We start from the raw sequence: 25,642 nt of genomic DNA, 5'->3' as shown, positions 1-25,642 counted from the left end.
AGGAAGGTTCGATGTCACGACCCCGAGAGGCACTGATCCAGGCAGGTCAGGGCATAGCCCAAGCGGTCGCTCAAGGAGGTGACGTACGGCAGGCGATGAGCCAGGCGATCGGACAGGTCACCGAACAGGCCGGTCAGCTCACCGGCCAGGCCCCCGGCTTCGCGCTCAACCCGCACGACTTCGCCGCCGCCCGCGACGGCGGCGCCTCCGTCGGCACGCTGATCGAGGCCAGGTCCGCCTCGCTGAACGAAGCCGGCGAGATCGTCAACCGCAGCTTCGCCGAGAACGGCATGCACGTCATCTCGCCGGTGGTGATCCCCAAGGGCAGCACGGCCAAGGTGGTCATCCCGCTGACCGTTCTCGTCGTCCTGGGCCTGATCGGCGCGCTCGGCGGCATCGTGCCGGGGTCGGACATCTTCTTCGGCCCCCATTACTGGGTCGTGCTCGTCCTGGCCGCCGCGTTCCTGTGGTGGCGCAGGAGCGTGGTGATGGTGCCCGAGGGCTGCAAGGCGCTGATCACCAAGTTCGGCAAGCTGGTGCACATCGCCGACCCGGGCCGGGTGACGCTGTTCAACCCGTGGAAGCGGGTCAGCTACATCGTCAACACCACCCGCGAGTACCCCTTCAACGCCCCCATCAGGGAGGCCCCGACCCAGCAGGGCGTCAAGGCCAGCGTCGACCTGTTCCTGCAGTTCAGGATCGAGAACCCGGCCGAGTTCATCTTCGTGCTCGGCTCGGTCAGCGGCTTCCAGTCCAAGCTGCAGAACGCCATCAGCGAGGTCACCCGGTCCCTGATCTACGCCCAGCGGGCCGAGGACATCTACGACCTGGTGGGCGAGAGCACCCTCGGCATGCTGGAGAACCTCAACCAGCAGTTCCTGCCCGCCGTACGGCTCACCGACGTGAACATCACCCACGCCGAGCCGTCCAGCCAGGAGTACCGCATGGACCTGGCGGCCCCCGAGATGGTCCGCGTGGCCAAGGAGGCCTACACCTACGAGTACGAGCTCCAGCTGCGCAAGGAGCAGAACGAGGGCGACCTGGTCAAGGAGCTGGCCGGCCTCCAGGAGACGCTGAGCGCCATCCAGGCCGAGATCGCCGGCTACCAGGCCCGCATGGACACCGCGCTCGAACGCGCCAGCCACCAGGCCACCGCGCAGGCCAGGCAGCGCCTGGTCGAGGCCGAGTCCACGGCCAACGCCAACGCCGCGCTCCTGGAGGCCCAGGCCCTGGACATCCGGGCGCTGTCGGCCGCCGAGGCCCCCGAGATCCTCGACTACCGCTTCCAGCAGGACCTGCTGAACAAGCTGGAGTCGGTGGCCACCAGGCTGCCGCAGGTGGTGCAGGTGGGTGAGCACACCGACATCGACTTCCTGGCCCTGGCCCAGCAGCTCGTGGGCGGCAAGGGCGCGGCGCTGTTCTCCGCCGAGGACATGGCGGCCATCCGCGGCCGGCTCGGCGAGATCGCCGCCCGCGTCAGCGACCGCGAGGACGAGATCGCGGCCCTGCTGAAGAAGGCCGCCGCCGACGTGAGCGAGCCGCAGGCGACGCCTGAGCCCGACCACGACCTGGAAAGCACGGTCGAGCGCCTGCTGCCCGGCCGCCTGAGCGAGGGTGAGGTCCGATGACCCGCGAGTTCTCCAAGATCAAGGAGTCGCTGGCCTCCTGGTCCGACATCCGCCAGCTCCTGCGCGGCGGCGAGCAGGGCCAGCTCGTGCCCGTCGTGATCCCCAAGGACCGGCGCGGCTTCTCCTGGATGGCGCTGGTCCTCCTGGCGCTGTACTTCGCCGGCATGGCCGCGCTCACCGACCTCACCGTGCCCGCCGCGCTGGCCGCGCTGTTCTTCCTGGTCGTGGCGCTGGTCACGATCTGGCGCCAGGCGATCATCGAGATCGAGGAGGGCACCACCGGCGTACGCAGCCGCTGGGGCGCGATCACCGGCACGCTGCCGCCGGGCCGCCACTACCTGTGGCTGCCGTGGGACCGGGTGGACGCGGTCGTGGACACCTCCACCGAGATCCCGTACTCGGCGCCGATCGTGGCCTGCCCGACGGCCGAGAACGTGCCGCTGAAGTCGATCGAGTTCTTCCTGAAGTTCCGCATCGTGGACCCGGTGGCGTTCGTCCGGACGATCGGCGCGGGCAACTTCGACCTCGTGCTCTCCAGCGCCGTGCAGGACGCGATCAGGCAGCGCAGCCGCCGCGTCAACACCGAGCGCGCCTACGACCTGCGCGGCTCCGACGTCGGCGACATGCAGGAGGCGCTCAACCGCCAGCTCGGCCGGTACGGCGTGCGCGTCACCGGCGCCAACATCCCCGACGTCCAGCTCCCCGACCAGTACCAGCAGCACCTGGCCACCCGGGAGAAGGTCGCCAAGGAGCTGTCGGCCTACGAGCGCGAGTGGGAGCTGACCCGCAAGCGCCGCATCGACACGCTGCTCATGGAGATCGAGCGCTCCAAGAAGACCCGCGACGCCCGCGTGGTCGAGGTCAAGGCCGCCCACAACAACGCGCGCAAGAACGTGGCGCGCATGCTGGAGGAGCAGGAGACCGAGGCCCAGCGCGTGACGTGGGAGATCGAGGCGCGCGGCAGGGCCGACCTGACCTCCGCCGAGAACGAGGCCAAGGCCCTGCGCAGGCTGGCCGAGTCCTACCGCGACAACCGGGCCGTGCTGCAGTACGAGCTGGCCCGCCGTCGCCTGGACGTGGGCGCCAAGCTCGCCGAGAACGCCCCCCAGCCCCTGGTCGTACGGACCCAGCAGGGCCAGGCCGACTCGGCGCTGTCCACCCTCATCCTGGCCCAGCTGCTCCCCCGCATCTCGGGTACGGGAACCGCCGCCGTCAACGGCCAGACCCCCACCGCATAGGAGAGACCCCATGGTGTTCCGCAAGTTGATGGCCGCCTTCGGCGCGGGCGTCGAGGTCGACACGGTGCTGACCGACACGACCGTGCGCCCCGGCGAGCCGCTGCGCGGCGTCGTGCACTTCCGCGGCGGCGGCTCCGACTACAAGGTCGAGGGCATCTACCTCGACCTGACCGCCGTGGTGGAGGTCGAGAGCGGCGACAACGAGTACAAGACGACCTACAGCTTCCTGCGCCAGCAGGTGGCCGGGACGTTCCAGCTCGCCTCGGGCGCCCAGCACCAGCAGCCGTTCCAGCTCATGATGCCGTGGGAGACGCCGATCAGCGCGATCGGCGGCCACCCGCTGCACGGCATGCGGCTCGGCGTGCAGACGGAGCTGGCGCTCGCGGGCGCGATCGACAAGGGCGACCTCGACCCGCTGTTCGTCGGCCCGCTGCCGGCCCAGGAGCACGTCCTCGCCGCCCTCGACCGGCTGGGCTTCCACTTCAAGAAGGCCGACCTGGAGCGCGGCACGCTGTACGGCTCGACGATGCCGTTCTTCCAGGAGATCGAGTACCACGCGGGCGGCCAGTGGCGGCGGCACTTCAACGAGCTGGAGCTGACGTTCATCGCCGGGCCGCGGCAGATGGACGTCATCCTGGAGGCCGACAAGCGCGGCGGCTTCCTGACCTCCAGCCACGACACCTACAACCGCTTCACCGTGCGCTACGACGACCATCCCGGCTCGGCCGACCAGGCGTTGCAGCACGGCCTGGAGCAGATGGCCCGCCGCCGGGGCTGGTTCTGACCGGCGTCCCCGGGCCGGGCGGCGTCCCGGCTCAGGGGACCCGGTACATGCGCTCGGTCCAGGCCCGGTAGCGCCAGGTGTGCCCGACGCGGTAGTCGTGGCCGAGATAGACGCCGAAGACCTGGCGCTTGAGCTCGCGCAGCGCCCCCACGACGTTGGGGGCCCAGCCGGTCATCGGGTAGCCGCGGTAGGAGACCGTCCGCAGGCCCAGCCCGTTCGCCGCGGCCAGGGCGAAGCGGGCCGAGGCCACGTGGTCGGGGTGGTCGCACAGCCCCCGGCTCTTGGGCGGCTCCGGGTCGAGCGTGCGCAGCACCGTGGGGCGGAACCGGGCGTAGAGCGCGCGCAGCACGCCGACCACGTCCCCCCTGCCCACGCAGCGCGGCTCGGGGCCCGAGGGGAACCGGCGCACGCAGGAGCGGCCCTCCCACAGCCTGGTCAGCGCGTCGCGGCCGCCGTCGGCGCGCGGGTCGCCGCCGTCGGGCAGCCCGACGAAGGCCAGCCTGACGGCCGGCGTGTCGGCCAGTTCCTCCAGGCGTACGGGGAAGCCGCCCGCCGTGATCGTCCGGACCCGCCAGACGTCGCGTGCCCCGGCCATGAAGGCGTACGCGGCCCGCAGGCCCCGCGCGCGGTCGCGGGCGTAGGCGACGGGGTCGCGGTCGTCGTCCCAGCCCGCCTGGCCCTCCCCCGCGGTCAGGTAGACGGTCACCGTCGGGCGGTGCCACTGGACGGCGCCGTACAGGTCGGGGCTCATGAACAGCAGGTCGTCGTCCGGATGGGCCACGACCTGCACGAACCGCTCCCACAGCGACGGCCGGTTGACCTCCGCCCGCGCCGCGGCGGGCGCCGCCGGGCACGCCAGGACGGCCACCAGCACCAGCGCCAGCGCGGCCGCCGAGAACATCCTGATCCCCTTCATCCCCACCCCCGTGCGCTTCCAGTATCGAACCTGGTCAGGTCCCGGTCCTGAGCTGCCAGGGGGAGATGTCATGTCATTCCCGGGTAGGAGATACCTCCTTCCCGTGCGCTGGAAGTCGCATGCCGACGGTCGTTACGATGACCTAGGGATTGACTGATCGTCGAACGGTGGGGCGGACGATGGCACGGTTCACGGCGGCGCTGAAGCGGGCCGCCCCATGGGCGGCGCAGAACGCCGACGGCGCCATCGCGCTCTTACTGGCGGTCGTGGTCGGCGTGCTCGGCATCATGCCCGACAAGGTCGTGCCCACCGACGTGCAGACCCAGCTCGTCAACGCCGCGACGCTGGTCATCATGGCGCTGGTGGCCACCGCCCTGCTGCGCGACCGCGTCCGCCAGGCCCCGGTCGAGGAGACCATCACCTCCGGCGCGCTGGCCCAGCTCCCCGTCCGGCTGTCGCGGCTGGAGGAGATCGAGACGCTCGTCCACGGCACCCGCAAGGCCCTCGACGCGCTCCAGCTCGTCCGGGTGCTGGGCAGCAAGCAGGAGATCGCCCAGATGCACGCCGAGGCGCGCCAGGACACCACCCGGTGGAGCTTCAAGGGCGGCACCGGCACCTACCTGCGCGCGGTCACCCTGCCCGAGTGCGTGGCGGCCGCCCGCCGGGACAAGCGGCACCTCGTGGTGCGGGTCGAGGTGATCGACCCGTCCAACGTCGAGGTGTGCGAGACCTACGCCCACTACCGGCGCTCCCTGTCCGACTCCCCCGACGCGACCGGCGAGACGTGGACGACCGACCGGGTCAGGAAGGAGTCGTACGCGACGATCCTGGCCGCCTTCTGGTACCGCCAGCGCTACGGCCTGCTCGACATCGAGGTCGGCCTGTCGGCGTCGATGACCACGTTCCGCTGGGACCTGTCGGCCACCCGGCTGATCATGACGGTCGAGGACCCCAACCGGGCCATGACCGCGCTGGCCGGCACGTTCTACTACGAGAACTGCGACACCGAGCTGCGGCTCAGCTTCGAGCAGGCGCGCCGGGTGCCGATGGACATGTACAAGAAGGCGCAGCTCGGCGACGAGCCCACGATCGAGGAGGTCCAGGACCTGTTCGGTCGCATCGGGGTGCCTCTTCCCAAGGCCTACGACGGCCGCGACGTCGTGGACATCGCGCGCAAGGCCCTGCGCGCGGTCGACCCGTACGGCGAGGCGCGTCCCGCGGCCCTCCGACGAGACGGAACGTGAGTGCGACTCCATGAGCTATCGGTCGGTCTTCCAGCGGGTCCACGACGGACAGGCCAGGTCGTGGGCGCTCGGGGCGCTGAGGGGGGCCGCGCACCCCAAGGCCGTACGCCATCCGCTCGGGTTCGTCTGCCTGCCGCTGGAGCGTGAGGGCGGCGAGGGGGTATGCCTCCATCTGTGGTCCGACTCGCTCAAGCACGCCCGGAGCACCACCTCGCAGATCCACTGCCACAGCTGGGACCTGGTCAGCCACGTGCTCTACGGCCAGGTGCGCAACGTGCACGCGGTGGTCACCGACGCGGGCCCCGATGCCACGCACCGGGTGTTCGAGGTGGTCAGCGGCGCCGACGGCGACCGCATCTCGCCCACCGGCCGCACCGTGCGGCACGCGACCGGGCTGGTGGAGCTGTTCGGGCCGGGCGACACCTACACCCTGTCCGCCGACCGCTTTCACAGCAGCGTGGTGCCCGAAGGCGGCGAGGCGGCCACGATCGCGCTCGGGCGCGGCCGGCCCGGCAGCCGCGACCTGTCACTCGGCCCGCTCGGGGCGGCCGGCCACCACGTGCCCCGGGAGCCGCTGGACGCCGAGGAGACGGCGCTCGCCGTCCGGCTGATCACCGCCCACCTGACCTGAGGGGTGCCCGATGGACCTGGATCACGCTCGCACTGTGGCCGTGGAGGCCGCCCAGGCCGCCGGGGCGCTGCTCGCGGCGGGCACCCGCGGGGCCGTCGGCATCCGGGCCAAGGGCGACGCCGGGGACGTGGTCACCGATCTCGACCTGGCCTCGGAGAAGCTGCTGGTCGAGCGCATCCTGACGGCCTACCCCTCGCACGCGATCGTGGCCGAGGAGTCGGGGCTGATCGGCGCGGCGGGCGGCGAGTGGACCTGGCTGGTCGACCCCCTCGACGGCACCAACAACGTGGCCATCGGGCTGCCCACGTACGTCGTGGGGGTGGCGCTGTGCCGGGCCGGGCGGCCGGTGCTGGGCGTGGTGCACGATCCGGTGACGGCCCAGACGTGGTCGGCGATCCGGGGGCGGGGCGCGGTGGCGTCCACGGGGGCGCGGCTGGCGCCGCCGTACACGGCCAGCCCGCACGGCCCGCTGCTGGCCTGGACCCAGGGGTACGGCGTGAGCAGGGGGGACGCCACCATGCTGGCGTTGAAGGCGGCGCTGGAGCTCGGCGCGCGGCGGGTGCTGCACCTGTGGGCGCCGCTGCTGTCGTGGGCGATGCTGGCCCGCGGCGACATCGACGGCATCGTCGGCTACCGCGCCGAGGCGGTCGACCTGCCGGCGGGCGCGCTGCTGGCCCAGGAGGCCGGGATCGAGATCAGGGCGCTGGACGGCGGGCCGTTCGAGGAGAGCATCGACGGCTCGGCCGAGGACCGCAGCTTCGTGGCCGCCCACCCGCGCGCCCTTCCCGCGCTGATGTCGCTCCTGCCCGGATGAGGCCCGCGGCGCTCAGCCGAACGTGACCAGGGCCCAGACCGTGGCCAGCAGCCCGGAGACGGCCAGGCCCGCGCCGGTGAGCAGGAAGCGGCGCAGCGGGACCGCGACGTCGTGGCGGCGGCACGACTCGAACCACAGGAGCGTGGCCAGCGAGGCCCACGGGGTGATCACCGGGCCCACGTTGGTGCCGGCCAGCAGGGCCAGCAGGCGGTCCTGGTCGGCGGCCGGGATGACCTGCGCGACGGCCTGGTAGGCGGGCAGATTGTTGATCACGTTGGACAGGCCCGCGCCCACCGCCGCCGTCCGGTACGGGTCGCCCTCCGTGCCGATCATCCACGTCATCAGCGCGTCGAGCCCGTGGGCGCTGAGCGTGGGCACCACCAGGAACAGCCCGGTCACGAAGACGACGAGCTGCCAGGGGATCAGGCTCCAGGTCAGCCGGGCCCGGTCGCGGGCCAGGAAGGCCAGCACCACCAGCACGGCCGCGGCGGTGGCGGCGACGGCGACGTGCGCCTTGAGCAGCAGCAGGGCGATGAACAGCAGGCAGCCCGCCGAGGCCGCGCCGAACAGCACGCGGTCGGCCACCGGTTCCAGCACCGGCGGCGTGTAGCGCAGGTCGCGGCGCTCGCCCCGGCGCCAGAAGAACACCCACAGGAAGACCATCGTCACCGCGATCGAGGCGAGCTGCGGGGCCCACATGCGGGCGGCGAAGCCCTGGGCGTCGAGGCCGAGCTTGTCCATGCTGAGCAGGTTGGTGAGGTTGGAGACCGGCAGCAGCAGGCTCGCGGTGTTGGCCAGCCAGATGGTGGTCATCGCCAGCGGCAGGGCGGCGATGCGGGCCCGGGGGGCCAGGGCCAGCATGACGGGGGTGAGCAGGACGGCGGTGGTGTCAAGATTCAGAAAAATCGTGACAAATGACGCGAAAGCCGTACAAAGAAAGAAAAGTGCGGTGTAGTTGCCGCGGCCGAGCACCGCCATCCGAGCCGCGATGGCGTCGAAGACCTGCGCCTCCTTGGTCAGCTCGGCCAGCACGATGATGGCGACCAGGAAGATCAGCAGCGGCCCGATGTCAGCGAGGCTGTCCACGGCGTCGCGCCATGGCAGCAGACCGGTCGCCACGAAGACCAGACCGAGAGCAAGCAGCCCGATCCTGATCAGATCGAGCACGCTCAGACGCCGCCACACTTGACGATGATCGCACACCGACTCCAAAAGGCCGACTCCCCGGTGGATACTGAGCAGATGGCACGTGACGGCAGGCCGACCGAGATCTTCGTCAGCTACTCCCCGGCCGACACCGCCTGGGCGACCTGGATCGCCTGGGAGCTGGAGGCGGCCGGCTACCGGACCATGATCCAAGCCTGGGACTTCGTGCCCGGCACCAACTTCATCGACTTCATGGACCGTGGGGTCAGCGAGGCGCAGCTCGTCGTGGCCGTGCTCTCGCGCAACTACCTGACCTCGCGCTACGGGCGCATGGAGTGGCAGGCGGCCATGCGCGCCGACCCGGACAACCCCTCCAACAAGCTCGTCACGATTCGGCTGGAGGACGTGCACTTGGAGGGCCTGCTGTCCACGATCACCTGGGTCGACCTGCTCGGCGTCAACGACTCGGGGCAGGCCAGGGCGCTGCTGCTGGGCCGGGTCGGCGAGGCGATGGCCGGGCGGGCCAAGCCCGAGGCCGCCCCCGCCTTCCCCTCCGGCCGCCTCGTCCCGCCCCCGGCGCCGACGCTGCCCCCGACGGCCGACCTGACCAGGGCCCGCCGCACCCCGGTGACGGCCCCCAAGTTCCCGCCCGCGGGCGGCGGCGAGCGGGGGCGCGAGTCGGTCAACGTCCTGCACATCGGCGGGCCGAGGTTCGGCCGGGCGCTGCCCGATCCGGGCGAGCCGTTCACGCCGGAGGACATGCAGGCCCGCATCTGGGCCGACCTGACCGCCATGTACGACCGGGGCATGCCGCGTCCCGACCTCATGGTGGTGAGCGGCGACCTGACCGAGTCCGGCAGTCTGGGGCAGTTCGCGCAGGCCACCCAGTTCGTCACCGACCTGCGGCTGCTGATCGGGCTGGAGCCCCACCGGCTGGTGCTGCTGCCCGGCCCGCGCGACGTCACCAAGGCCGCGGCCAGCGCGTACTTCATGACCTGCGAAGCCGACGACGTGAGCCCTCAGCCCCCCTACTGGCCCAAGTGGCGGCATTTCGCCGGGCTGTTCCGCGAGGTGTACCAGGGGCTGGACGACCGGGTGTTCGACGGCGGCCAGCCGTGGACGCTGTTCGAGGTGCCCGACCTGAGGGTGGTCGTGGCGGGGCTCAACTCCACGATGGCGATGAGCCATCTGGAGCGCGACGCGTACGCGCTGCTGGGCGAGGCGCAGGCCGCGTGGTTCGCCGAGCGGCTGCGCCCCTATGAGGAGAGCGCCTGGCTGCGGCTGGGCGCGCTCGGCCATCCGCCCACCGCGCTGCGGGACGCCCCTACCTTCGACCGGCTGCTCACCCACCGGCTCAACCTGCTCTTCCACGGGTCGGGCGCGGGCAGCGCGGCCGCCGAGCCCCGGCCGGGCTTCGCCGCGGTCGTGGCCCCGCGCTCCGGCCGCCACCAGGTGGTCGAGATCACCCCCGACGGGATGCGCACCTGGACGCCCGACGCCGGCAAGCCCGTACGCGCCCGGCACGGCTGGCGGGCGGTGCGGGCCACGTTCACGGGCGAGACCCCCGGCGCGCCGCCGCCCGCCGCCAAGCCGGAGGAACGCGAGCCGAGCCCCGTCGAGCTGCTGCTCGACCGCATCACCGAGGTCTGCGAGGCCCGGCACGAGCGGGCCAAGATCCGCCGGTTCCCCGACCACCTGGTGGTCACCCACCCCGAGGACGGGTTCGTCCGGCAGCTCATGATCGGCGCGCACGTCGGCGAGCTGACCGAGGCCGCCGCCGTCGGTTTCGCCCGCCGCGCCCATGCCGCCGACCTGGCCGCCGAGCTGGTCCACCAGGGCCCGCCGGCCCCCCGCGCGCTCCGCGACGACCTCATGCGCAAGGGCGTGCGGGTGCGCAGCTTCGTGGAGTTCCAGGGCCTGCTCGACCTGTCGGGATACGTCGCCGAGCAGACCGGCAGGCTCACCGGCGACCGCCGCTACCCGCCCGGCCTCTACGTCCCCCAGCGCTACCGCGAGCTCGACCGGCCGGGCAGCCAGATCAGGCAGGGGCTCACCGACGAGCTGATGCGGCTGCTGGCCACCGACCACGGCCGTTTCCTGCTGCTGCTCGGCGACTTCGGCCACGGCAAGACGTTCGCGCTGCGCGAGCTGGCCAGGCGCATCCCGGCCGAGCTGCCGCACCTGACGCCGATCTTCATCGAGCTGCGCGCCCTCGACAAGGCCCACTCGGTCGACGCCCTGGTCGCGGCGCACCTGGCCGGGCACGGCGAGGAGTTCATCGACCTCAAGGCGTTCCGCTACCTGCTCCGGCAGGGGCGCATCGTGCTGCTGTTCGACGGGTTCGACGAGTTGGTCACCCGGCTGACCTACGACCGGGCGGCCGACCACCTGGCCACCCTGCTCGCCGCGGCCGAGGACAAGGCCAAGATCGTGGTGGCCAGCCGTACGCAGCACTTCAAGTCGCACAGCCAGGTGCTGACCTCGCTCGGCGAGATGGTGGGCGTGCTGCCGCAGCGGCGGGTGCTCAGCGTGGAGGACTTCACCCAGGACCAGATCCGCTCGTACCTGGACAACCGGTTCGACGACGGCGACGAGGCCGGCGCGCGCATGTCGCTCATGGCCGAGATCAAGGACCTGCTCGCGCTGGCCCAGAACCCGCGCATGCTGAGCTTCATCGCCGACCTCGACGCCGACCGCCTGCGTACGGTCGCCGGCGCCCAGCACACCCTCAGCCCCGCCCTGCTGTACGAGGAGATCCTCAGCACCTGGCTGGCCTTCGAGGAGCGGCGGGCCCGCGTCCCCGGCTCGCCCGGCGCGCTGTCGATCGGCGAGTTGTGGCGGGTGGTGACCGCGCTGGCGCTGCGCCTGTGGGACAGCGGCGAGACGCTGCTCGGCGTGGACGAGCTGACCGAGATCGGCGAGACCCTGAGCGACCTGGCCTCGGGCCAGCTCTCGCCCGCGCACGCCGCGCACGCGATGGGCTCGGGCAGCCTGCTCGTCCGCACCGAGGAGGGCATGTTCGGGTTCATCCACGCCTCGGTGATGGAGTGGCTCATCGCCCGCCACATCGCCGCGAACCTCGACAACCCTCTCCCGCTGGCCCGCCGGCCGCTGTCGGCGTTGACGGTGGAGTTCCTGTGCGACCTGGCCGACGTACGGGCGTTGCGCGCCTGGGTGGCCGACCCGCCCGCCGACGACGTGGCCAGGGCGAACGCGGTCAAGATCGCGGCCAGGCTGCGTACCCCGGCCAAGGCCGACCTGCGCGGCGCGAACCTCAAGGGTGAGGACCTGTCGGCGCGCGACCTCCAGGAGGTCGACCTGACCGGCGCCGACCTGTCGGAGGCCACCCTCGCCGGCACGAACCTGTCCAGGGCCGTCCTGCGCGACGCCAGCCTGGCCGGCGCCCGGCTCGACGGCGCCAGGCTGACCGGCGCCGACCTGACCGGGGCCGACCTGTCGGGCGCGCGCCTGGCGCAGGTCGACCTGAGCGACGTCGCGGTCGAGGGCGCCCGCTGGCACCGGGCCTCCCTGATCAACGTGACCGGCACGCTGCCGCCGCTGCCGGGCGCGGCGGTGGTGCCGGGCCAGCCGGTCGAGGTGGAGTTCGCGCCCGCCGGCATCGGCGTCCCGTACGGCTACCACTTCCAGACCTCCCGCCTGCCCGAGCCCATCGCCTACAGCCCCGACGGCTCGACCGTCGCGATCGGCAACGAGGACGGCGGCGTGCTGCTGTGCGCCGGCGGCTCCCCCGTACGCACCCTCCAGGGCCACCGCGGCCGGGTCTACGCCGTCACCTTCGCCGGCGACCTGCTGGCCACCGGCGCGAGCGACGGCACGGTCCTGCTCTGGGACACCCTCACCGGCCGGCGCCTGCACACCCTGACCGGCCATCCCGACGGCGTGTGGCCGGTACGCCTCAGCGCCTCCGGCGAGCTGGTGGCGGCCGGCGGCGGCGACGGCGTGGTCCGGGTGTGGGAGACCGCGTCCGGGCGGCTGGTCCACGAGCTGCCGGGGCACCGCGCGCCGGTCTACACCGCCTCCTTCGGCCGCTCGCAGCTCGTGACCGGCGACTCCGCGGGCGTCGTCCGGGTCTGGGACCTGAGCAGCGGGGAGACGGCCGTGATCCTCGACGGCCACCGCGGCAGCGTCTACCGGGCCGTGCACAGCCCCGACGGCACCCTGCTGGCCACCGGCGACGAGGCCGGCACGATCCGGCTGTGGGACACCGCCACCTGGTCGCCCCGGCACGAGCTGACCGGGCACGTCGGCAGCGTCTACTGCCTGACGTTCTCGCCCGACGGCTCGATGCTGGCCAGCGGCGACACGGCCGGCAGCGTACGGCTGTGGGAGGCGGCGGGCGAGCCGCTCGGCGTGCACACCACGCACGCGGCGGCCGTCTACCAGGTGACCTTCAGCCCCGACGGCCGCACGCTGGCCAGCGGCGACTCCGGCGGCACGGTCCGGCTGCAGCCCGTCGGCGGCGGGAAGCGCGTGGAGCTGACCGGCCACCGCAGCTCGGTCTGGCCCTTCGCGTTCCGTCCCGACGGGCAGCAGCTCGCCACCAGCAGCAACGACGGCACCGTCCGCCTGTGGGACCCGGTCTCCGGGCAGTGCCAGCGGGTGCTGCGCGGCCACGGCCGGCGGATCTCGTCGGTGCGTTTCAGCGCCGACGGCTCGATGCTGGCCACCAGCGGCAACGACGGCGTCGTCCGCGTGTGGGAGCCGCACACCGGGCGGCGGCTGCGGGAGTTCACCGGCACCGCCGACCGGCTGATCTCCGCCCTGTTCTCCCCCGCCGGCCCGGTGCTGGCCACCTCCAGCAACGACGGCGGCGTGCACTTCTGGAACGCCACCACCGGCGACTACGAGCGCGAGCTGCACGCCGAGACCGACCACGTGTGGGCCGAGGCGTTCAGCCCCGACGGGAACATGCTGGCCACGGCCAACGACGACGACAGCGTCAAGATCTGGTACCGGCCGACCGGCCGCATGGCCGTCGACCTGGTCGACCACCGGGGCCGGGTGCGCTCGATCGCCTTCAGCCCCTTCGGCGACTACGTGGCCACCGGCTGCGACGACAAGCTCGTCCGGCTGTGGCACGTCGCCTCCGGCGGCCGGGTGGCGACGCTGGAAGGCCACACCGACCGGGTCTACTCCGTGGCCTTCTCCCCCGACGGCCACTACCTGGCCAGCGCCGGCAACGACGGCCGCGCGATGGTGTGGGAGCTGCGGCCCGGCCAGCCCTGGCAGCCGCGCCTGGCGCACACGCTGACCCGGCACGACGGCCGCCTGTGGAGCCTGGCCTTCGACGCCACGGGCCGCCACCTGGCGACCGGCGGCGACGACCTGACCGTACGGGTGTGGGAGACCGGGACCGGGCGGCTGCTGCACACCCTCACCGGGCACGCGCGCCGGGTGTGGTCGGTGGCCTACAGCCCCACGTCCGACCTGCTGGCCAGCGCGGGCGACGACGGCGTGGTGATCCTTTGGGAGGGCGGCGAGCGGCGGGCGACGCTGCTGGGGCTGCCCGAGGGGTGGGCCGCCCTGACACCCGACGGGCGCTACAAGGTGCACGGCGATCCTGGCGGGCAGTTCTGGCACGTCATCGGGATGTCGCGGTTCGAGCTGGGTGAGCTGGATCCGTACCTGCCGGGGGTGCGTCAGGTGCCGCTCGACTCGCCCTTCTGAGCGTTCGCGGGGTCGCCTCGCCCGCCATGGTGGCCCGGCAGTCCGCAGGCCGCGGTCTCGACGTACGGGGGCCGGGTCGGCGGCTATCCGCGGGCGGCGCGGCGTACGAGCTCGTGCCAGACCTCGTCGACCCGGGCCTCCAGGTCGTCCAGCGAGCCTTCGTTGGGGATCACCAGGTCGGCGGCGGCCAGGCGGTCCTCCCGGTTCGCCTGGGCGGCGATGCGGGCCTTGGCGTCGGCCTCCGGCATGCCGCGATGGTCGGCCAGGCGCCGGATCCGTACCTCGTCGGCCGCGTCGACCACGATCACCAGGTCGTACATGGGCGCCAGCTTGTTCTCCACGAGCAGCGGCACGTCGTAGACCAGGATCGCGTCGTCGGGCGCCTGCCCCTGCAACTCGGCCACCCGCTCCCCCACCAGCGGATGCACGATCGCGTTGAGCGCGGCCAGCCGGTCGGGGTCGGCGAAGACCACCGAGCCCAGCCGTTCCCGGTTCAGCGAGCCGTCGGGGTGCAGCACACCCTCCCCGAACGCCGCCACCACCCGGGCCAGCCCCACAGTGCCGGGCTCGACCACCTCACGCGCGATCTTGTCAGCGTCGACCACGACGGCGCCTCTGGCCGCCAGCCGCTTGGACACCTCGCTCTTGCCCGAGCCGATGCCACCGGTGAGCCCAATCTTCAACACCGGAAAAGACTACCCATCCCGCCGTACCCGGTCATCCCGACGACACCAGAACGCTCACGCCGACGTCCGTGGTGGCGCGGGTGAGCGACTGACCGGCTTCTTCGGCGAGGGCGGCGGGCGGAGGTGGCGGCCGTGAACGCGTCCGGCGGAGCGATCAGGCTGTCTGGCGGCGCAGGTGGATCAGGGTCAGATGGTCGTCCATCCGTTCCCGGCTGGTCTCCCGGTAGCCGAGCCGCCGGTACAGGCGCAGGTTCCCGTCCGACAGATGGCCCGTGAACAGGTCGAACGCCTCCGCCTCCGGCACCTGCTCGTGCAGCGCTTCGAGCAGTGCCGTACCGAGCCCCTGCCCCTGCCTGTCGGGCGCGACCACGAGCCGCCCGATCAGGCAGGTGGTGCCGGACAGCTGCCCCCGCACGGCGCCGACGATCCGGCCCGCGTCCACGGCCTTGAGCACGACGGCCGCCTCGACGGCCTTGCGCACCTGCTCCAGCGACTCCACGAGCGGAGGGATGTAGGGGTCGCCGTAGAGTTGAGCCTCGCTCACGTACGCCGCCCGTTGCAGGGTGAGGATCTCTCCCGCGTCCGCCGCCACCGCCCGTTCGACCATCACGCCAGCACCCTACCGGCCACCTCCCCGCCCCACCTCCAACTCCTCCACCCGCCCCCCGGCCCAGAACCTCTCCCCAGCGCCTCAGATGCCCTGAGCCCGGTTCCCGGGCGCAGGGGGCCCTGAGGCCCGGTTCCGGAGCGCAGGAGGCCCTCAGCCTGGTTCTGGGGCGCTTGAGGCATTGAGCCCGGTTCTGGGGCGCTGGAGGCCCGACTCTCGGCTACGGGGCGTTCCCCGCCGTCAGTTCGCCCGGGCAGAACGTGCCCGGCTTCGGCATCGCGCCGTTGACCAGGTAGTCGTGCACCTTCGTACGCAGGCAGGCCGCCCGCAGCCTGCTCACGCCCTGCGCCAGGTACGCGCCCTGCCCGTCGCCATGCCACAGCACCCGCGCCCCGGGGAGCTGCCCGGCCACCCGCGCCGCCCCGGAGGACGGCGTCTCGTTGTCCAGCCGTCCGACCCCGACCAGCACGGGCGGCACCCTGAGCCCGGCCGGCACCGGGTGCGGCGCCCAGCCCGGCGATCGCGTCGCGCCCAGGCACCTGGCGACCTCCGCCCTCCCGCTCAACCACCCCACCCGCGGCCCCACCTTCCGCAACCGCGCCTCCACCTGCAAGAACCGCCGATATCCGGGCACGGCCAACCCGAAGTCATGACACCACCTGACCCCTTCCACATCCCCCGGCCCAACCTCCCCCACCCCGAACGCCACCGCCCCCGCCGCTGTCCTTGGAGCGTCCTGCCCCACCCGCAGCTTCGGTTCCGCCACACCCCCGCCGGACGCGGCGGTTCCCCCTGCCGCAGGCGTCCAGCCGGTGCCATGGGGTGCCGCCGTCCTTTCAGGAGTGGCGGTGGAGGGCGGCGTGGACTGCGGGTGCTCGGTGGGGATCATGGCGGCCAGGCCCGTGGCGTCGCCCGTTCTCGCCCTGGAGAGGGCGTGCGCGAGTGCCGGCCAGCGTGCGGGCGTGAGGCCCGCCCGTACGGCGGCGGCGATCTCGTGCCCGCTCACCGTACGTTCGCCGCCACCGAGCCGCAGCGGCGCGCGCTTGACCAGGGCGTCGAACACCCGGATGGCGTCCGCGTGGCCGAGCGGGCAACCAGGACGGGTCCGGCACCAGTCGCGAAAGTACCCGAGCTGCCGTTCCTGGGCACGGGCGAGGGCGAGCAGCCGCCGTTCGAGCCCGGTCTCGGTGTGGTCGGGCAGCCCCTCCAAATACATCCGTCCGGCCCGGCCGGGGAACAGCTCCAGGTACGCCTGCCCGTACACGCTCCCGTAGCCGTTGCCGAGGTAGCGCAGCCGCGACTCCCCCAGCGCGGCGCGTACGGCGTCGAGGTCGTGGGCGACCTGCCAGGACGACAGTCCTGCGTAGGCGGCCCCGAGCGCGGCGCGGCAGGCGCGGTCGTGGACGGCGTTGTCCCTGGCGAACGCGCGCCAGGCCGTCCGCCCCGCGGCCACCTGCAGCCGGGCCGGGTCGGGCTGCGACCTGGGGCACACCCCCACGTCGTCCCGCTCGCCCGCCCCGCGTGCCTCCACCAGGACCACGTCGAACCATCTGGCCAGTTCGCCCACGGTGTCCGGCCGCGCCCTGACCTCACGGACGACCGAGGCGGACCCGGTGTTGACCACCAGCGCCCCGAGCCGCCGCAGCGGGTCCTGGGCGGGGAGCATGGCGAGCTCGATGGTCGTGCGGGCTCCGCGCGGCTTGGCCCAGTCGGCGGGCACGGACAACGTGGCGCATCGCAGACCGTCCCCGCACTCCGACCAGGCGAGCGCCGCCGTCTCCCGGCCAGGCACCGGCTTCACGAGCCCACCGAGGTCCTGCTCCGGCCCCGCCGATCCGGCCGCCCCACGCTCGGACCCGGCTGACCCGAGTGACCCGGCTGACCCGGCTGACCCGGCTGACCCGGCCGACCCGGCTGACCCGGCCGAGTCTGCCGCTTCCCGTTCCGGCTCCGTCAGCTCGGTCGCGTCCCGTTCCGGCTTCGCGAGGTCGGCCGTTTCCCGCTCTGGTGCCGCGAGCTCGGTCACGTCCCGTTCCGGCCAGGGGCGTGGGGAGGCCTCCATACGCATCGCCTGCCCGACTCCACCGCCTGCCGCCGGGACCAGGACGGTGACCGCCGCCACCACCGGGATCACGCGCTGAACCATACGCACCGCATCGCCCCCGAACGTTCGTGCCTCCAGCCGCATGCCAGTTTCCCAGCGGCCGTCTTCGCAGGTAGAGAAGTCGCAAAAGCTCGCTGGGTAAAATCTGGCAACCGCTCGGCGGGTCGCCGTGCCACGGGCCCCTGGGCCGCAGATGCGCACCGGCTCTGGGTGGAGCGCTGCCCGGCACCCGGGCCGGCACAGAACGGGACGGGCCGGGGCGTAGGGCAGGACCCAGACCCACGGTGCGAGACTCACGACGGGGAGCCGCCGTGCCGGACCCGCGTCGCCGTACGGCCCCGACCACCACACGCCCCGCCGCGACGGGTCAGGCAGCCGCCGCTCGGCCTAGGAAGGTGGGTGAGGTCGGTGGCGGACAGGGCGACGTCAGGGACATCGTGGGCGGCCGCCGTGGCCCGAGGTGGCCGGGCTCTGGGTCAGAGCAGGTCGAAGAAGGTGCGGATGGCTGTGACCAGGGTGTCGGGGGCGGCCAGGCCCACCATGTGGCTGGGGCTCACGGCATCGCCCCACCACCGCAGGTCGTTCCCGCGGGACGCGATGCGCCGCATGATCGCCGGCCCCCCGTGCGAGACCCCCGTCGGCACCGCCCGCTGATCGATCGGCAACCCGGCGGCCCCTTCGTAGTACGGCCACGACGAGGAGCCACCCGTGCCGGTCAGCCAGTACAGACTGGCGGTGGCCAGGACGAGGTCCCGTCCGACGGGCTCCTTCAGCGGCGACCAGCCGTCGAACTCCTTGAACCGCTCCACCAGGTACGCGAGCTGCGCCACAGGCGAGTCCACGAACCCGTAGGAGAGCGTCTGAGGCCGTTTGGCCAGGTAGGGACCGTATCCGCTGCCGCCGGAGGTCCACGCGGTCAGCTCGGCGAGCGAGGCCAGCTCCTCCTCGTCCGCCCCGTCCAGTTCGCCGGGATCGCCGGTGGGGATGCCGAGACCGGCGGTGATGAGCGAGCCCACCACGTGCTCGCTGTCCAGGGCGGCCAGCTGGGCTGTCACCAGCGCGCCCGCGTCGTTGCCGTGGGCGCCGTAACGGTCGTGGCCGAGGCGGGACATGAGCTCGGCCCACGTACGGGCCACGCGGGCGATGCTCCACGGCCGTTCGTCCGGCGTGTCGGGGAACGGCGAGAAGGCGAACCCGGGCAGCGAGGGCGCCACGACGTGGAAGGCGGTGGCCGGGTCGAGCCCGTACGCCCGCGGGTCGGTGAGCGGCCCGACCACCTCGGCGAACTCCAGTACGGAGCTCGGCCAGCTGTGCGTCAGGACGATGGGCAGCGCGTGCGGCTCGGGCGAGCGGACGTGCAGGAAGTGGATCGTCTGCCCGTCGATCACGGTGGTGAACTGGTCGAACGCGTTGAGCCGAGCCTCATGGGCGCGCCAGTCGAACTCGTCGGCCCAGTACGCGGCCAGCTCGCGCAGATGGTCGACCGGCACCCCCCGATCCCACCCGCCCGGCAGCGGCCGGGCCCAGCGGGTGCGGCGCAGCCGCTCCTTGAGGTCGCCGAGGTCGGCCTGCGGAACGTCGATGCGAAAAGGCGTCATGGAAGAACCGTAGAGACCCATGCGGCAAGGTTCGTTCCGCGATACCCGTCCCGGCAAAAAGTGCAGGGCATGAAAATGCCCCGCACGGGAAACCCGTGCGGGGCATTTTCAAGGCTGAGCCTTAGCTCTGGCCGCCCGCGAGCTTCTCGCGGAGGGCTGCGAGCGCCTCGTCAGAGGCGAGCGCGCCGCTGGCCGGAGCCGACGACGAGCTGCCCGACGGAGGAGCGGTCTCGCCGCTGTAGGACGAGGGAGCGGCCTCGCCGGCCTCCGCCTCGGCCTTGCGGGCCTCCTCGATCTGCTTGCGGTGAGCCTCGAAGCGCGTCTGGGCCTCGGCGTACTGCCGCTCCCACTCCTCACGCTGCTTGTCGAAGCCCTCGAGCCACTCCCCGGTCTCCGAGTCGAAGCCCTCGGGGTAGATGTAGTTGCCCTGGTCGTCGTACGTGGCCGCCATGCCGTAGAGGGTCGGGTCGAACTCGACCTCGGTGCCGACACCCTCGTTGGCCTGCTTCAGCGAGAGGCTGATGCGACGACGGTCGAGGTCGATGTCGATGATCTTCACGAAGATCTCGTCGCCGACCTGGACGACCTGCTCCGGGATCTCCACGTGGCGCTCGGCCAGCTCGGAGATGTGGACCAGGCCCTCGATGCCCTCCTCGACCCGGACGAACGCACCGAACGGCACCAGCTTGGTGACGCGGCCCGGCACGACCTGGCCGATCTGGTGGGTACGGGCGAACTGCTGCCACGGGTCTTCCTGCGTGGCCTTGAGCGACAGGGAGACGCGCTCGCGCTCCATGTCGACGTCGAGGACCTCGACCGTGACCTCCTGGCCCACCTCGACGACCTCGGACGGGTGGTCGATGTGCTTCCAGGACAGCTCGGACACGTGGACCAGACCGTCGACCCCGCCAAGATCGACGAAGGCGCCGAAGTTGACGATAGAAGAGACGACGCCCTTGCGGACCTGGCCCTTCTGCAGGGTGTTGAGGAACGTCTGGCGCACCTCGGACTGCGTCTGCTCCAGCCAGGCGCGGCGGGAGAGAACCACGTTGTTGCGGTTCTTGTCGAGTTCGATGATCTTCGCCTCGAGCTCGCGGCCGACGTACGGCTGCAGATCGCGGACGCGTCGCATCTCGACCAGGGAGGCGGGGAGGAAGCCGCGCAGGCCGATGTCGAGGATGAGACCACCCTTGACGACCTCGATGACGGTACCGGTGACGATGCCGTCCTCGTCCTTGATCTTCTCGATCGTGCCCCAGGCGCGCTCGTACTGCGCGCGCTTCTTGGACAGGATCAGGCGGCCCTCTTTGTCCTCCTTCTGGAGAACCAGGGCCTCGACGTGCTCCCCGACCTCCACGACGTCAGCAGGGTCGACATCGTGCTTGATCGAAAGCTCGCGCGAGGGGATGACACCCTCGGTCTTGTAGCCGATATCGAGAAGGACCTCGTCTCGATCGACCTTGACGACGGTGCCCTCGACGATGTCGCCGTCGTTGAAGTATTTGATGGTCTCGTCGATCGCTGCGAGGAAGGCTTCCTCGGACCCGATGTCGTTGACCGCTACCTGCGGGGTGCTCGAGGTGGCCTCAGTGCTGGACGTCATGTGTGGAATTGCTCCGAACGCGGACAGGATGTCGATGTGGCGGATGCGCGGCAGGCCCTCTTCCGCATCAAGCCGAGGAATGACGACATCGACGTGACCGAGCGCGAGCCCGCTCCGTCTGAGGCGCGCGCGAGCCCACAGCGCAGCGATCAGCATATGAGACGTTGGCCGCGGGGTCAATCCGGGGGCGCATCAGTACGCAATGATCTGGGACTCCCGCTTGGGGTTGATATTACCCCTTTGTTTCCGCGGGATGGAGATCCGCGCGGGATCGCCGTCCGAGACGTAGCGGTCGCCCGGGTGCTTGTTCAGCCACTCCAGCCAGTACTGGGAGCACCACTTGCGGCACTCCCCGCGCTTGCCGTTGCTCTGGATCCGCTGGATCGCCCCGCGGTCGAAATTTTTCGCGTAGGGCGAAAGGGACGGCTGGGCCCCGGCGAGGAACACGCCCGCGAAATCATAGCGGGTCCCGTCCCAGGAGCCGGTACGGGCGAGCTTCTTGGGCCGCGGCACCGACCCGTACGGCAGGGCCAGGGTCTTGTCGGGCGGCGCCCCCAGCTTCTTGAGCAGGCGCTCCAGCCGGACGATCTGCTCGCGCACCTTCTTCTTCGGCAGCCGTCGCAGATCCGGATGGGACCAGGTGTGGTTGGCGACCTCGAAGCCGTGATCGACCAGCCACCGCACGGCGGCCGCCTGCTGGTCCCGATCGCGCAGCCCGAACGGCTCACGGGTGATCCAGAACGTCGCGGCCGGCCGGAACGAGGGGTATCGGGCGGCCACGTCGAGGATCACGCCGACGGCGGTGTCGGGCTTGGGGTTGCCGGAGGCGTCGAGCGCGAAGTGGCTCGGGTGCCCGTCGTCGAACGTCAGCACCACGGGGAACCGCCCGGCCGGCACCCGGATGTCGCCGGTGGCGAACTGCCGGGCCGTGATGGGCACGTAGCCCTGCTTGGCCAGCTTCTCCAGTTCCTGCCTGAGCTGGCCGGGGGTGCGGTCGATGGAGGCCACGCGCTTGCGCAGGATCCGGTGGTACATGAGGATCGGCACCAGGCCCGCCTCGTTGGCGCGCACCTGCCGGGCGAACTCGGGGGTGGCGACCACGCCGGGGGGCTCGGAGGCGTCCTGGGGCTGTCCCTGCGGGGGTGTGACGGGGGCGATCACGCCGACCTTGGCCGACGCCTGGGTAGTGGGGGTCCCGCCGTCAGGTAAGAGGCTCAGCCCGACGATGGCCACGGTCACCACGGCCACGTTCGCGATTGCGATGATCCGCGTGAATGACGTTGGTACCCGCACAAATCTCCCGGCATCTCGGCCAAAACTGTCTTCAGCGTAGACGAGAAGCCCCGGAGACGGCGGGGCCACGCCGTTCGCGATATGTCGGACTGCCCCGCCGTGTCGGGATAAACATCGTCAGTGGCCGGCGTCCTCCCACGTACGCCCGACGCCCACCGAGACCTCCAGCGGAACGCGCAGGTGGTAGGCCGCGTTCATCTGGTCGCACACGAGCTGCCGCAAGGTCTCCAGCTCGCCCGGCGCGACCTCGAACACCAGCTCGTCGTGGACCTGGAGCAGCATCCGGGAGGACAGCCCCTCCTCGGCGATGGCCTGATGGACGTGGAGCATGGCGACCTTGATGATGTCGGCCGCCGAGCCCTGGATGGGGGCGTTGAGCGCCATGCGCTCGGCCATCTCCCTGCGCTGGCGGTTGTCGCTGGTCAGGTCGGGCAGGTAGCGGCGGCGGCCCATGATCGTCTCGGTGTAGCCGTCGGTGCGCGCCTGGGCCACGATGGCCTGGAGGAAGTCGCGCACGCCGCCGAACTCGGTGAAGTACTCCTCCTTCAGCGCCCGCGCCTCGGAGACCGGGATGTTGAGCTGCCCGGACAGGCCGAAGTCGGACAGGCCGTAGGCCAGGCCGTAGTTCATCGCCTTGATGCGCGCCCGCAGCTCGCCGTCGATCTGCTCGGGCGGCAGGTCGAACACCCGGGCCGCGGTGGCCTGGTGGAAGTCGTGGCCGGACTCGAAGGCCTCGATCAGCGACTCGTCGCCGGACAGGTGGGCCATGATGCGCAGCTCGATCTGGCTGTAGTCGGCCGTCAGCAGCTGATCGTAGCCCTCGCCGACCACGAAGCCCTGCCGGATGCGGCGGCCCTCGGCGGTGCGGATCGGGATGTTCTGGAGGTTGGGCTTCTCCGACGACAGGCGGCCGGTCGCGGCGATGATCTGGTTGAACGTGGTGTGGATGCGCCCGTCGTCGCCGACCTCCTTGATCAGGCCCTCGACCGTGGTGCGCAGCTTCTGCTGGTCGCGGTGGCGCAGCATGATCGTCGGCAGCTCGTGCTCGGTCTGGGTGGCGAGCCAGGCGAGCTGGTCGGCGTCGGTGCCGTAGCCGGTCTTGATCTTCTTCGTCTTGGGCAGGTTGAGCCGGGTGAAGAGGATCTCCTGAAGCTGCTTGGGCGAGCCGAGGTTGAACTGCTCGCCGACGGAGCGGTGGGCCTCCTCCACGGCGTGCTTGACCGCGGCGCCGAACTCGGCCTCCAGGCCCGCGAAGTATTGGCTGTCGACGGCGATGCCGGCCCGCTCCATCTCGGCCAGCACCGACAGCAGCGGCAGCTCGACGTCGGCCAGGAGCTGGGTGCCGCCGCGGCCGGCCAGGAAGCCCTCAAGGGAGTCGGCCAGCTCGCGCACGGCGTGGGCGCGCAGCGCGAGGTCTTTGGCCGGGGCGTCCTCGTCGTCGCCGAACAGCGCGGCCTGGCCGCCGGACTCCTCCTCGGCCCGCAGGTCGCGGTGGAGGTAGCGCCTGGCCAGGTCTTCCAGCGCGAACGTGCGCTGGCCCGGCATGGCGAGGTAGGCGGCCAGCGCGGTGTCGCAGCTCAGGCCGCGCAGCTCCAGGCCCTGGGCCCACAGGGCCAGGATCGGGCCCTTGGCGTCGTGGACGGCCTTGGGCCTGCTCCGGTCGCCCAGCCAGGCCCGCAGCGCCGTCTCGTCGGCCTCGGTGAGCTTGACGGGGTCGATGTGGGCGGCGGTGCCGTCGGGCGAGGCGATGGCGATGCCGTCGATGCGGCCCGTGCCGCTGCCGTAGGAGCCCTTGAAGGCCAGCCCGGCGCGGCCCTGCGGCAGCGCCGCCAGCCAGCCGGCCACCCGGTCGGGCCCGAGGATGACGGTCTCGACCTCGAAGCCCTGCTCGGGCTCCGCCTCGCCGGTGCCGAGCACCTTGAAGACGCGCTCGCGCAGCTCGCCGCGGATCTGCAGGGTGTCGAACAGCTTGTTGATCTCCTCGCGCTCCCACACGCCCTGCGTGAGGTCGCCGAGCTCGACGTCGAGCGGCACCTCGCGCAGCAGCTCGGTGAGGCGGCGGTTCATCAGCACCTGGGCGACGTGCTCGCGCAGCTTGTCGCCGACCTTGCCCTTGACCTCGTCGACGCGGTCGACCAGCGCGGCCAGCGAGCCGAACTCACGCACCCACTTGGCCGCGGTCTTCTCGCCGACGCTGGGGATGGACAGCAGGTTGTCGCTGGGGTCGCCGCGCAGGGCGGCGAAGTCGGGGTACTGGGCCGGGGTCAGGCCGTACTTCTCCTCGACCGCGTCGGGGGTGAACCTGGTCATGTCGCTGATGCCCCGGCGCGTCATCAGCACGGTGACGTGCTCGTTGACGAGCTGCAGCGCGTCGCGGTCGCCGGTGACGATCAGGACGTTCATCCCCTCCCCGGCCGCGCGGGTGGCCAGGGTGGCGATGAGGTCGTCGGCCTCGAAGCCCGCCTTGGACAGGTGCGGGATGCGCAGCGTGTCGAGCAGCTCGTAGATGAGCTGCATCTGGCCGCGGAAGTCTTCGGGGGTCTCGCTCCTGTTGGCCTTGTAGTCGGAGTATTCCTCGTGGCGGAACGTCGGCTCCGACCTGTCGAAGGCCACCGCCACGTGGGTCGGCTGCTCGTCGCGCAGGATGTTCGTCAGCATCGAGGTGAACCCGTAGACCGCCTCGGTGTGCTGACCGTCGGTGGTCATGAGGTTGGCGTCTTTGAGCGCGTAGAAGGCGCGGTAGGCCAGGGAATGCCCGTCGAGCAGCAACAGACACGGGCGGCTGGGGGTCACTTCACTCTTCGGCACGTACGCAGCCTAGTCTGCGTCAACGACAGAAAACCCGAGCTCGGAAGAGTGGAGAGATCCCCTTGACGCAGACCGATCCTTTGGACTTCTCGGCGTACGGCGCGGTGCACGAAGGCACGCTGGCCGACCGGATGGGCATCGAGTTCGTCGAGGCCGGGCCCGAGCGCGTCGTCGGCAGGATGCCGGTCGAGGGCAACACCCAGCCCTACGGCCTGCTGCACGGCGGCGCGTCGGCGGTGCTGGCCGAGACGCTGGGCTCGGTGGCGGCGGCGATCCACGCGGGTCCGGGCCGCATCGCCGTCGGCATCGAGATCAACGCCACCCATCACCGCTCGGCGACCTCCGGGTACGTGACCGGGGTCGCGACCCGGTTGCACGGCGGACGCACCTTGGCGACGTACGACATCGAGATCACCGACGAGGAGGGGCGGCGCGTCTGCACCTCCCGATTGACCTGCATGCTGCGCGACCAGCGCCCCTGACGTCACTTTGACCGAACCTTTGCGCAGCGGCCACATCGATCGCTACGGTTGTCCGAACAGAGCCCGCGGGGAGGCCCGGTAGATAACGTGTGCGGCCGGGGAAGCCCTACATGGCCCCAAAGGCCGCTCCGCGGGCTCGTCCACCTTTTCTCCCCATCGTTATCGTTTCGTTTCCGGCCTGGCCAGGCGTCTTCCCTCATTTAGCCCCTGACCTGCCGCGTTGTTTCCTCACATGTGTGCCACACGCATGTCACTAATTGGTGACGAACGATACTGAAACGGGCGTCTGCGGAATAAGCTCCCGCCATTGCATCCCAGTTGTGCCTGCGATGCGCGCGTGTCGAGATGGAGGGGTACAACCCCGCCTTGACC

General features: G+C 71.6%; 17 protein-coding genes. 8 read left to right on the top strand and 9 right to left on the bottom strand.

Translation table 11 applies throughout. The features are described from left to right. Window positions 1-11 precede the first annotated feature (11 nt). The 3 genes from ACIHAD_RS11545 to ACIHAD_RS11535 are packed head-to-tail and all read left to right on the top strand — an operon-like array spanning window position 12 to window position 3,650. Entirely contained in the window at window positions 12-1,628 is a 1,617-nt protein-coding gene (locus ACIHAD_RS11545) for an SPFH domain-containing protein (RefSeq protein WP_397354275.1), read from the top strand. Then, the gene (locus tag ACIHAD_RS11540; RefSeq protein ID WP_397354274.1) at window positions 1,625-2,866 is read left to right on the top strand and encodes an SPFH domain-containing protein; all 1,242 of its coding nucleotides are present in this window, start codon (window positions 1,625-1,627) and stop codon (window positions 2,864-2,866) included. The genes ACIHAD_RS11545 and ACIHAD_RS11540 overlap by 4 nt, the downstream gene beginning before the upstream one ends. Before the next feature lie 10 nt (window positions 2,867-2,876). After that, window positions 2,877-3,650, top strand: coding sequence for a sporulation protein (locus ACIHAD_RS11535; protein WP_397354273.1), 774 nt, complete (start codon window positions 2,877-2,879; stop codon window positions 3,648-3,650). 31 nt (window positions 3,651-3,681) lie between these two features. On the opposite strand, the gene ACIHAD_RS11530 is transcribed toward ACIHAD_RS11535, so the two are convergent. Next, a complete protein-coding gene (locus tag ACIHAD_RS11530) occupies window positions 3,682-4,566 on the bottom strand; it encodes a PIG-L family deacetylase (protein ID WP_397354272.1) in 885 nt (294 codons plus the stop codon). 179 nt (window positions 4,567-4,745) lie between these two features. On the opposite strand from ACIHAD_RS11530, the gene ACIHAD_RS11525 reads away from it, so the two are divergent. Genes ACIHAD_RS11525 through ACIHAD_RS11515 form a run of 3 tightly spaced genes read left to right on the top strand, consistent with a single transcriptional unit; the run spans window position 4,746 to window position 7,255 of the window. Next, window positions 4,746-5,810: a hypothetical protein gene (locus ACIHAD_RS11525; protein ID WP_397354271.1), complete on the top strand. Its 1,065-nt coding sequence runs from the start codon at window positions 4,746-4,748 to the stop codon at window positions 5,808-5,810. Window positions 5,811-5,820: 10 nt separating this feature from the next. Then, complete coding sequence (locus ACIHAD_RS11520; RefSeq protein WP_397354270.1) at window positions 5,821-6,441, top strand: hypothetical protein; 621 nt, start codon at window positions 5,821-5,823, stop codon at window positions 6,439-6,441. Window positions 6,442-6,451: 10 nt separating this feature from the next. Next, the gene (locus ACIHAD_RS11515) at window positions 6,452-7,255 is read left to right on the top strand and encodes an inositol monophosphatase family protein (RefSeq protein ID WP_397354269.1); all 804 of its coding nucleotides are present in this window, start codon (window positions 6,452-6,454) and stop codon (window positions 7,253-7,255) included. A gap of 12 nt (window positions 7,256-7,267) precedes the next feature. On the opposite strand, the gene ACIHAD_RS11510 is transcribed toward ACIHAD_RS11515, so the two are convergent. Then, the gene (locus ACIHAD_RS11510; protein WP_397354268.1) at window positions 7,268-8,440 is read right to left on the bottom strand and encodes an SLC13 family permease; all 1,173 of its coding nucleotides are present in this window, start codon (window positions 8,438-8,440) and stop codon (window positions 7,268-7,270) included. A 57-nt stretch (window positions 8,441-8,497) separates the two neighbouring features. On the opposite strand from ACIHAD_RS11510, the gene ACIHAD_RS11505 reads away from it, so the two are divergent. Next, the gene (locus ACIHAD_RS11505) at window positions 8,498-14,089 is read left to right on the top strand and encodes a TIR domain-containing protein (protein WP_397354267.1); all 5,592 of its coding nucleotides are present in this window, start codon (window positions 8,498-8,500) and stop codon (window positions 14,087-14,089) included. Window positions 14,090-14,172: 83 nt separating this feature from the next. Here ACIHAD_RS11505 and coaE read toward each other — a convergent pair whose 3' ends face one another. From coaE to polA, 7 genes are all read right to left on the bottom strand, one after another. Continuing rightward, the gene (coaE, locus tag ACIHAD_RS11500; RefSeq protein ID WP_397354266.1) at window positions 14,173-14,775 is read right to left on the bottom strand and encodes a dephospho-CoA kinase; all 603 of its coding nucleotides are present in this window, start codon (window positions 14,773-14,775) and stop codon (window positions 14,173-14,175) included. A 154-nt stretch (window positions 14,776-14,929) separates the two neighbouring features. Then, window positions 14,930-15,382, bottom strand: coding sequence for a GNAT family N-acetyltransferase (locus ACIHAD_RS11495; protein ID WP_397354656.1), 453 nt, complete (start codon window positions 15,380-15,382; stop codon window positions 14,930-14,932). A gap of 220 nt (window positions 15,383-15,602) precedes the next feature. Beyond that, window positions 15,603-17,183: an alpha/beta hydrolase gene (locus ACIHAD_RS11490; protein ID WP_397354265.1), complete on the bottom strand. Its 1,581-nt coding sequence runs from the start codon at window positions 17,181-17,183 to the stop codon at window positions 15,603-15,605. Window positions 17,184-17,962: 779 nt separating this feature from the next. Continuing rightward, window positions 17,963-19,084 carry an epoxide hydrolase family protein gene (locus tag ACIHAD_RS11485; protein WP_397354264.1) on the bottom strand — a complete coding sequence of 374 codons (1,122 nt, stop codon included), beginning with the start codon at window positions 19,082-19,084 and terminating at the stop codon, window positions 17,963-17,965. A 121-nt stretch (window positions 19,085-19,205) separates the two neighbouring features. Beyond that, a complete protein-coding gene (rpsA, locus tag ACIHAD_RS11480; RefSeq protein ID WP_125631182.1) occupies window positions 19,206-20,687 on the bottom strand; it encodes a 30S ribosomal protein S1 in 1,482 nt (493 codons plus the stop codon). Between the two features lie 192 nt (window positions 20,688-20,879). Beyond that, window positions 20,880-21,935 carry a polysaccharide deacetylase family protein gene (locus tag ACIHAD_RS11475; protein ID WP_397354263.1) on the bottom strand — a complete coding sequence of 352 codons (1,056 nt, stop codon included), beginning with the start codon at window positions 21,933-21,935 and terminating at the stop codon, window positions 20,880-20,882. A 162-nt stretch (window positions 21,936-22,097) separates the two neighbouring features. Then, window positions 22,098-24,788: a DNA polymerase I gene (polA, locus tag ACIHAD_RS11470; protein WP_397354262.1), complete on the bottom strand. Its 2,691-nt coding sequence runs from the start codon at window positions 24,786-24,788 to the stop codon at window positions 22,098-22,100. Between the two features lie 131 nt (window positions 24,789-24,919). Here polA and ACIHAD_RS11465 point away from each other — a divergent pair, with 131 nt between their 5' ends. Continuing rightward, entirely contained in the window at window positions 24,920-25,270 is a 351-nt protein-coding gene (locus tag ACIHAD_RS11465; RefSeq protein ID WP_387645449.1) for a PaaI family thioesterase, read from the top strand. Window positions 25,271-25,642 lie beyond the last annotated feature (372 nt).

Origin of the sequence: Nonomuraea sp. NPDC052265 (assembly GCF_044547985.1) — a bacterium.
In the GTDB taxonomy this organism is placed as follows: domain Bacteria; phylum Actinomycetota; class Actinomycetes; order Streptosporangiales; family Streptosporangiaceae; genus Nonomuraea.
The sequence above is the reverse complement of the archived record's forward strand: the minus strand, read 5'-3'. Positions and strand labels throughout refer to the sequence as shown.

Excerpts from the sequence above, each read along its gene's own strand:
- ACIHAD_RS11545 (WP_397354275.1), top strand. The coding sequence starts at position 12 with ATGTCACGACCCCGAGAGGCACTGATCCAGGCAGGTCAGGGCATAGCC.
- ACIHAD_RS11540 (WP_397354274.1), top strand. The coding sequence starts at position 1,625 with ATGACCCGCGAGTTCTCCAAGATCAAGGAGTCGCTGGCCTCCTGGTCC.
- ACIHAD_RS11535 (WP_397354273.1), top strand. The coding sequence starts at position 2,877 with ATGGTGTTCCGCAAGTTGATGGCCGCCTTCGGCGCGGGCGTCGAGGTC.
- ACIHAD_RS11530 (WP_397354272.1), bottom strand. The coding sequence starts at position 4,566 with ATGAAGGGGATCAGGATGTTCTCGGCGGCCGCGCTGGCGCTGGTGCTG.
- ACIHAD_RS11525 (WP_397354271.1), top strand. The coding sequence starts at position 4,746 with ATGGCACGGTTCACGGCGGCGCTGAAGCGGGCCGCCCCATGGGCGGCG.
- ACIHAD_RS11520 (WP_397354270.1), top strand. The coding sequence starts at position 5,821 with ATGAGCTATCGGTCGGTCTTCCAGCGGGTCCACGACGGACAGGCCAGG.
- ACIHAD_RS11515 (WP_397354269.1), top strand. The coding sequence starts at position 6,452 with ATGGACCTGGATCACGCTCGCACTGTGGCCGTGGAGGCCGCCCAGGCC.
- ACIHAD_RS11505 (WP_397354267.1), top strand. The coding sequence starts at position 8,498 with ATGGCACGTGACGGCAGGCCGACCGAGATCTTCGTCAGCTACTCCCCG.
- ACIHAD_RS11495 (WP_397354656.1), bottom strand. The coding sequence starts at position 15,382 with ATGGTCGAACGGGCGGTGGCGGCGGACGCGGGAGAGATCCTCACCCTG.
- ACIHAD_RS11485 (WP_397354264.1), bottom strand. The coding sequence starts at position 19,084 with ATGACGCCTTTTCGCATCGACGTTCCGCAGGCCGACCTCGGCGACCTC.
- rpsA (WP_125631182.1), bottom strand. The coding sequence starts at position 20,687 with ATGACGTCCAGCACTGAGGCCACCTCGAGCACCCCGCAGGTAGCGGTC.
- ACIHAD_RS11465 (WP_387645449.1), top strand. The coding sequence starts at position 24,920 with ATGGGCATCGAGTTCGTCGAGGCCGGGCCCGAGCGCGTCGTCGGCAGG.